At 62.4% G+C, this 6,211-nt stretch carries 4 protein-coding genes; all 4 read left to right on the forward strand.

Annotated features, from left to right (window positions below; genetic code table 11):
• Positions 1-740: 740 nt before the first annotated feature.
• The 4 genes from FKV24_RS18385 (at position 741) to FKV24_RS18400 (ending at position 5,713) form a co-directional block, all read left to right on the forward strand.
• Complete coding sequence (locus tag FKV24_RS18385; protein ID WP_141483428.1) at positions 741-2,888, forward strand: adenosylcobalamin-dependent ribonucleoside-diphosphate reductase; 2,148 nt, start codon at positions 741-743, stop codon at positions 2,886-2,888.
• Between the two features lie 351 nt (positions 2,889-3,239).
• Positions 3,240-3,821, forward strand: coding sequence for a hypothetical protein (locus tag FKV24_RS18390; protein WP_425481671.1), 582 nt, complete (start codon positions 3,240-3,242; stop codon positions 3,819-3,821).
• 121 nt (positions 3,822-3,942) lie between these two features.
• Positions 3,943-4,800, forward strand: a complete 858-nt coding sequence (locus FKV24_RS18395; RefSeq protein ID WP_111265417.1) for a TSCPD domain-containing protein — start codon at positions 3,943-3,945, stop codon at positions 4,798-4,800.
• 4 nt (positions 4,801-4,804) lie between these two features.
• Positions 4,805-5,713, forward strand: coding sequence for a DUF6414 family protein (locus tag FKV24_RS18400; RefSeq protein ID WP_141483429.1), 909 nt, complete (start codon positions 4,805-4,807; stop codon positions 5,711-5,713).
• The last annotated feature ends 498 nt before the right edge of the window (positions 5,714-6,211 follow it).

Raw genomic sequence — 6,211 nt, forward strand, 5'->3', positions numbered from 1 at the left:
GGCCGCGGCCGGCGCGGCCCGGACCGGGGTCTGGGTCGCTTCACGGATCGCGGTCGCGGCGAAGCCGCCGAAGGCGGCGGCCAGGGTCAGGGCGACGAGCAGTCGCTTCGGTGTCTTGGTCGCGTTCTGCATGGTGTGAGAATGGTCGGCGGTGGGCTTGTTCAGGTTCAGTCTCCTGCATCCGCGCTAAATCGTCGATGAAACCGGTCGACGGAACCGTTCGACGGAACCCGCCGGGCAAGCCGGTCGGCATCGGCGGCGCGATCGCTTCGGTCGTCGCGGTGCGGGCAGATTCTGACCGACGGCGCGGTTGCGCGCATGTGGCGCGACCGCGATCACGGGCGATGCAGGGTGACGAGCGCAAACTGCGTGACCGACATCAAAAAACCGTTGACAGGCTCCGGGGCCACGCGTAGCTTGGGACCCCGCCGGACGACACAACATGTAGTGGTTGTGATCGTCATGTGAACCCAAGGGTTGTGAACACGCCTGTTCGTGTTCGACTTGGAACGACTCGGTGCCCAGGCGGTGTCTCAAGGGGGCATGCAGTGGCGCAGACACGGCGATTTGGCCCAGGACAACACGGAATTTCCGCGGCGCGTTGAGTGCTGCCGCGGGCATGCGCGTCGGCGGCGGCCGCCGCGCAGGGTGCCAGGGACGGTTGTGCGCAGTCACCACAATCAGATTCGAATGACGCGGCCCGGCTCACCATCGGGCCCGAACGAGGAGACAGGAACAGCATGAGTACGGTGCGCCTCGAGGCAGTGAAACCGGCGGCAAGGGACATCCAGCTGCAGCCGGCATCCCTGGACATCTGGGACAAGAAATACCGGTTGAAGACCAAGACCGGCGAGGCGGTGGACGAGGACATCGACGCGACCTACAAGCGTGTCGCCAAGGCGCTGGCCGAGGCCGAGCCCGGCAGCGAGAAGCAGCAGTACTGGTACGAGCGCTTCGTGTGGGCGCTGCGCCGCGGGGCGATCCCGGCCGGCCGCATCACCTCCAATGCCGGCGCGCTGGCGCACAAGCCGGCCACCAGCACCATCAACTGCACCGTCTCCGGCACCATCGAGGACTCGATGGACGGCATCCTGCAGAAGGTCCACGAGGCCGGCCTGACCCTGAAGGCCGGCTGCGGCATCGGCTACGAGTTCAGCACCCTGCGCCCGCGCGGCGCCTTCGTCGCCGGCGCCGGCGCCTACACCTCCGGGCCGATGTCCTTCATGGATATCTACGACAAGATGTGCTTCACCGTGTCCTCGGCCGGTGGCCGTCGCGGCGCGCAGATGGGCACCTTCGACGTGTCCCATCCGGACGTGAAGGACTTCATCCGCGCCAAGCGCGAGGACGGCCGCCTGCGCCAGTTCAACCTGTCGCTGCTGATCACCGACGGCTTCATGCAGGCGGTCGAGGACGACGCCGACTGGCCGCTGGTGTTCCCGCTGAACACCAAGGAAAAGACCGACCTCGACCTGGACAACCCCGAGCAGGTGGTCTGGCGCGACTGGCCGACCCACCGCAACTACATCGTCCGCGACGACGGCCTGGTCGCCTGCAAGATCTACGGCCACATCCGCGCGCGGCACCTGTGGGACATGATCATGGTCTCGACGTACGACTACGCCGAGCCGGGCTTCATCCTGATCGACCGCGTCAACGAGATGAACAACAACTGGTGGTGCGAGAACATCCGCGCGACCAACCCCTGCGGCGAGCAGCCGCTGCCGCCCTACGGCGCCTGCCTGCTGGGCTCGGTCAACCTGACCAAGTTCGTCCGCAACCCGTTCACCGACAAGGCCGAGTTCGACTGGGACGAGTACAAGGAGGTCGTCCGCGTCTTCACCCGCATGCTCGACAACGTGGTCGAGATCAACGGCTTGCCGCTGCAGCAGCAGCGCGACGAGATCATGCGCAAACGCCGCCACGGCATGGGGTTCCTCGGCCTGGGCAGCACCCTGACCATGCTGCGGATGAGGTACGGCGAGGCCGACTCCTGCGAGTTCACCGAGCGCATCGCCAAGGAAATGGCGATCGCCGGCTGGGAGATGGGTCTGGAGCTGGCCCGCGAGAAGGGCCCGGCGCCGATCATGGAGGAGCGCTTCGAGGTCACCGCCGAGATGCTGCGCAAGCGTCCGGAGATGAAGAAGGACGGCTGGAAGGTCGGCCAGGAGATCCCGGGCAAGGTCCTGCACGCGCGCTACAGCCGCTACATGCAGCGCGTGGCCGAGGCCGCTCCGCAGCTGGTCGACGAGCTGGCCGATGTCGGCAGCCGCTTCACCCACCACAGCTCGATCGCGCCGACCGGCACGATCTCGCTGTCGCTGGCCAACAACGCCTCCAACGGCATCGAGCCCAGCTTCGCCCATCACTACAGCCGCAACGTGATCCGCGAGGGCAAGAAGTCGAAGGAGAAGGTCGACGTGTTCTCCTTCGAGCTGCTGGCCTACCGCGAGCTGGTCAACCCCAAGGCGATGCCGTTCAGCGACGACGCCGCGGCCAAGTTGCCGGAGTACTTCATCGCCGCCGACGACATCACCCCGAAGGCGCATGTCGACGTCCAGGCCGCCGCCCAGAAGTGGGTCGACAGCTCGATCTCCAAGACCGCGAACGTCCCGACCGACTATCCGTACGAGGACTTCAAGGACATCTACACCTACGCCCACAAGCAGGGGCTGAAGGGCTGCACCACCTTCCGCTTCAACCCCGCCGCCTTCCAGGGCGTGCTGGTCAAGGAGGCCGACCTGGAGAACACCACCTACCGCTTCGAGCTGGAGGACGGCCAGGTGGTCGAGGTCAAGGGCAACGAGCAGATCGAGTACGATGGCGAGATGCACACCGCCGCCAACCTGTTCGACGCCCTCAAGGAAGGCTATTACGGCAAGTTCTGACCGGGTCCGCGGTCGCGGTCGGGGAGCGTCCCGGCCGTGTCCCGGCACGCGGTCGACGGCGGGGGCGGCCGGATCGTCCCGGGGTGGCGGAACGGCGGTCGCCACCCGGCTCCAGAGGCCTTGCCCGCCCCGCATGCAGGCATCTTGATTGCGCGCGCGGCAGGTATAGCATCGCCATTGGAGCACCGCTCAACCAGGTCCTGCATCGGCGGCGGTATCGCCAGGCGCTCCATGAAGTCCCAACCAGTTGTTGACTCGACCACAAGATCGAAACGGATACGCCCGCGAGGAGGGCACATGAGCAACGGCAATGGAGTAACGGCGACCCTGTCGCAGGTCGCGGACAACGCGATGGAGACCGCGTCCGGCATCGCGCACAAGGCCGAAGACGTCGTCAAGTCGGTACGCAAGGCGGCCGCCAAGGCCCGCAAGAACGCCGAGAAGACCGCCAAGGATGCCGGCGAGTCGGCCGGCAAGACCGTGGCCAAGGCGAAGAAGGCGGCCAAGAAGGCGGTGGGCTCGGCCAAGAAGAAACTGGCCGCGGCCAGCGCCGCCGCCAAGAAGGAGGCAGCCGCGCTGAAGGGCCGCAAGGCGGCGAAGAAGGCCGCCAAGAAGACCGCGAAGAAAGCGGTGAAGAAGGCCGCACCGAAGAAGGCCGCCAGGAAGGCGGTGAAGAAGGCCGCGCCGAAGAAAGCCGTCAAGAAGGCGGTGAAGAAGGCCGCACCGAAGAAGGCCGTCAGGAAGGCGGTGAAGAAGGCCGCGCCGAAGAAAGCCGCCAGGAAGACGGTGAAGAAGGCCGCACCGAAGAAGGCCGCCAGGAAGACGGTGAAGAAAGCCGCACCGAAGAAGGCCGCGCGCAAGGTCGTGAAGAAAACGGCAGCGAAGAAGGCCGTGAAGAAGGCCGCTCCCAGAAAGGCGGCCAAGAAGAAGTAAGCAAGCCCCGAGCCGTAACCCCCTCCCCCGACCGGGGGAGGGTTCAGGCAGAACCGCCCCGGCGCATCGCAGCACGCGCCCCGGCACGCACCACCGCAACAACGCATCAGGAGCAGGGCCGATGGCCGTCAAGATCGACAAGAAAATCAAGGGCTACAGCGTCGTCACCCCGGAAGACAAGGCCAAGCAGGCCGAGGCCGCCAAGGCCGAGGCGGTCAAGCGCGAAGCGGCCGAGGCCGAGGCGCTCGGCGACAACGTCATCCAGATGCACGAGCGCATCGAGCGCCCCGAGACCCTGATCGGCTCCACCTACAAGCTCAAGACGCCGCTGTTCGAGCACGCCCTGTACGTCACGATCAACGACATCGTGCTCAACGCCGGCAGCGAGTTCGAGCAGCGTCGCCCGTTCGAGATCTTCATCAACTCCAAGAACATGGACCACTTCCAGTGGATCGTGGCGCTGACCCGGATCATGTCCGCGGTGTTCCGCAAGGGCGGCGACGTGACCTTCCTGGTCGAGGAAATGAAGGCGGTGTTCGACCCGCGCGGCGGCTACTTCAAGGCCGGCGGCGTCTACATGCCGTCCCTGGTCGCCGAGCTGGGCAGCATCGTCGAGGACCACCTCAAGTCGATCGGCATGATCAAGGACCCCGAGCTCAGCGAGGCCCAGCGCAAGCTGATCGCCGAGAAGCGCGCCGCCTACGCCGCGCTGGACTCAAAAAAAAACTCTGAAATAAGCCCGGCCGGCGCGATGCCGGTCGTCGAGGCCCCGGTCGTCGCCGACGACCGCAGCGGCGAGCTGTTCCCCGAACCCCGGGTCCGCGCCGAGCGGCGCGAGGAAGACGTCGAAGTCACCGGCGACGGCGGTGTGTCGTTCCCGCCGTCGGCGACCATGTGCCACAAGTGCAGCACCAAGGCGCTCGTCATCATGGATGGGTGTGCTACTTGTTTGAATTGTGGGTATAGCAAGTGTGGGTGAGTCAGTGACTTTCGTTCGCGACTTCATTTATCTCGATGTCGAGCGTGTTAGATCCTTGGTTTCCCAGTTGGAACAAGGATTGGTGGAGTCTTTTTCTAAGTCTCTCGCTGCTGAATCGAGTGTCAAAGGGAATGTGAAGGCGGGGGTCTTTGGGCTTGCTGCTGGTGAGTTGGGTGTCGAGCAGCTATGGCGGCGCGATACCCACGAAAATAGATCATTGAATGATTACATTTATACCAAGCTTGAAGAAAAGCTGATTGAGTACAAAATCCTAAGGAAGGTGGATGTTATAGAAGTTAAGGGGCTGGGGACGGAGGCTCTCAAGGCATCGCTCTCTTCGACAGAGTTTATTTTGCTTGACGCAAGTGTTGAGCTTAATGATCTGTCTCGAATGAGGTCTCTTATAGAAAACTTTAATGAATTGGGGAAGTTTTTTGCGTGGACGTCCGCGCAGAGTCTGTTGGAGAGTGGTATAAAAGCAGGTGGCTCGGAGTATCAGAAAGCCTTGAAAGCTGCGAGATCAGAACTGCAGATTGATAGAAATATACAAGATGGACTGTCTCTTGTGATCAAGGAGCTTATTGGAGAGAAGATTCTTCTTCGTGTTATCTTTGATTGCATTGATACAAAGTTTGTTGGGGTGCTTGATCCAAGCCTTATGCGAGAGGATATGGGGTCTGTCTTGATCAAGTATGGGTCTCGTCCTGCTGAGAATTGGCGGGTGTTTTGTCAAGTTGCTTCTTTGAGGCCAAATACGAATCAAGATTCGAGTATTTCTGCGGCCGATGAAGGAATTCATATGGCTCTTCTGAAGTTGTTTGATGCTGTTAGGGCTGTGGACAAGACAGCAATGCCGTATAGTCCTTCAGATATAACCATTACCCCTATTGCTGTATATAGGCAAACATCTTAATCGACGTAGTTTGTCTGGTTGAGGGGATTGGGTTGATTTGTTGCATGGGTTAATGAACGTGGTTCTTGTTGTTTAGAGTGGGATCAAAGGCTTCCGCCTTTCGGCGGGTTCCTTTTGTCTTGGCAAAAGGAACCAAAACCGCCTGCTCCTGACGCCCGCCGGGCCGACTGCGCCGCCCCGGTCCCCTGTGCGCCTCAAGGCCGGTGGCACGGTGCCCAAACTCGCGCCGCTTCGCGGCACTCAAACATGGGCACCTCCCCGGCCACCGGCCTTTCCGGTGCTCGGCGGGCTTTAAGTCGCGAAGATCAACGTCAAGATCGACGGCAACGGCGCTTGTCTTGCTGAAGTTGACGAGTCCGGTGCGCGTGCAGACCGACGAAAGGCGGAGTCAGGTTCATTTCTTGTGACCTGCCCCCACTGAGCCATACCAGTCGAATCTGGGTAAAGTCCGTCAACCCGAGAGGACGGACATGCGCAAGAGTCGATTCACCACCGAGC

It is taken from the genome of Marilutibacter maris (genome assembly GCF_006546735.2).
In the GTDB taxonomy this organism is placed as follows: Bacteria; Pseudomonadota; Gammaproteobacteria; order Xanthomonadales; family Xanthomonadaceae; genus Marilutibacter; species Marilutibacter maris.

Excerpts from the sequence above, each read along its gene's own strand:
- FKV24_RS18385 (WP_141483428.1), top strand. The coding sequence starts at position 741 with ATGAGTACGGTGCGCCTCGAGGCAGTGAAACCGGCGGCAAGGGACATC.
- FKV24_RS18390 (WP_425481671.1), top strand. The coding sequence starts at position 3,240 with ATGGAGACCGCGTCCGGCATCGCGCACAAGGCCGAAGACGTCGTCAAG.
- FKV24_RS18395 (WP_111265417.1), top strand. The coding sequence starts at position 3,943 with ATGGCCGTCAAGATCGACAAGAAAATCAAGGGCTACAGCGTCGTCACC.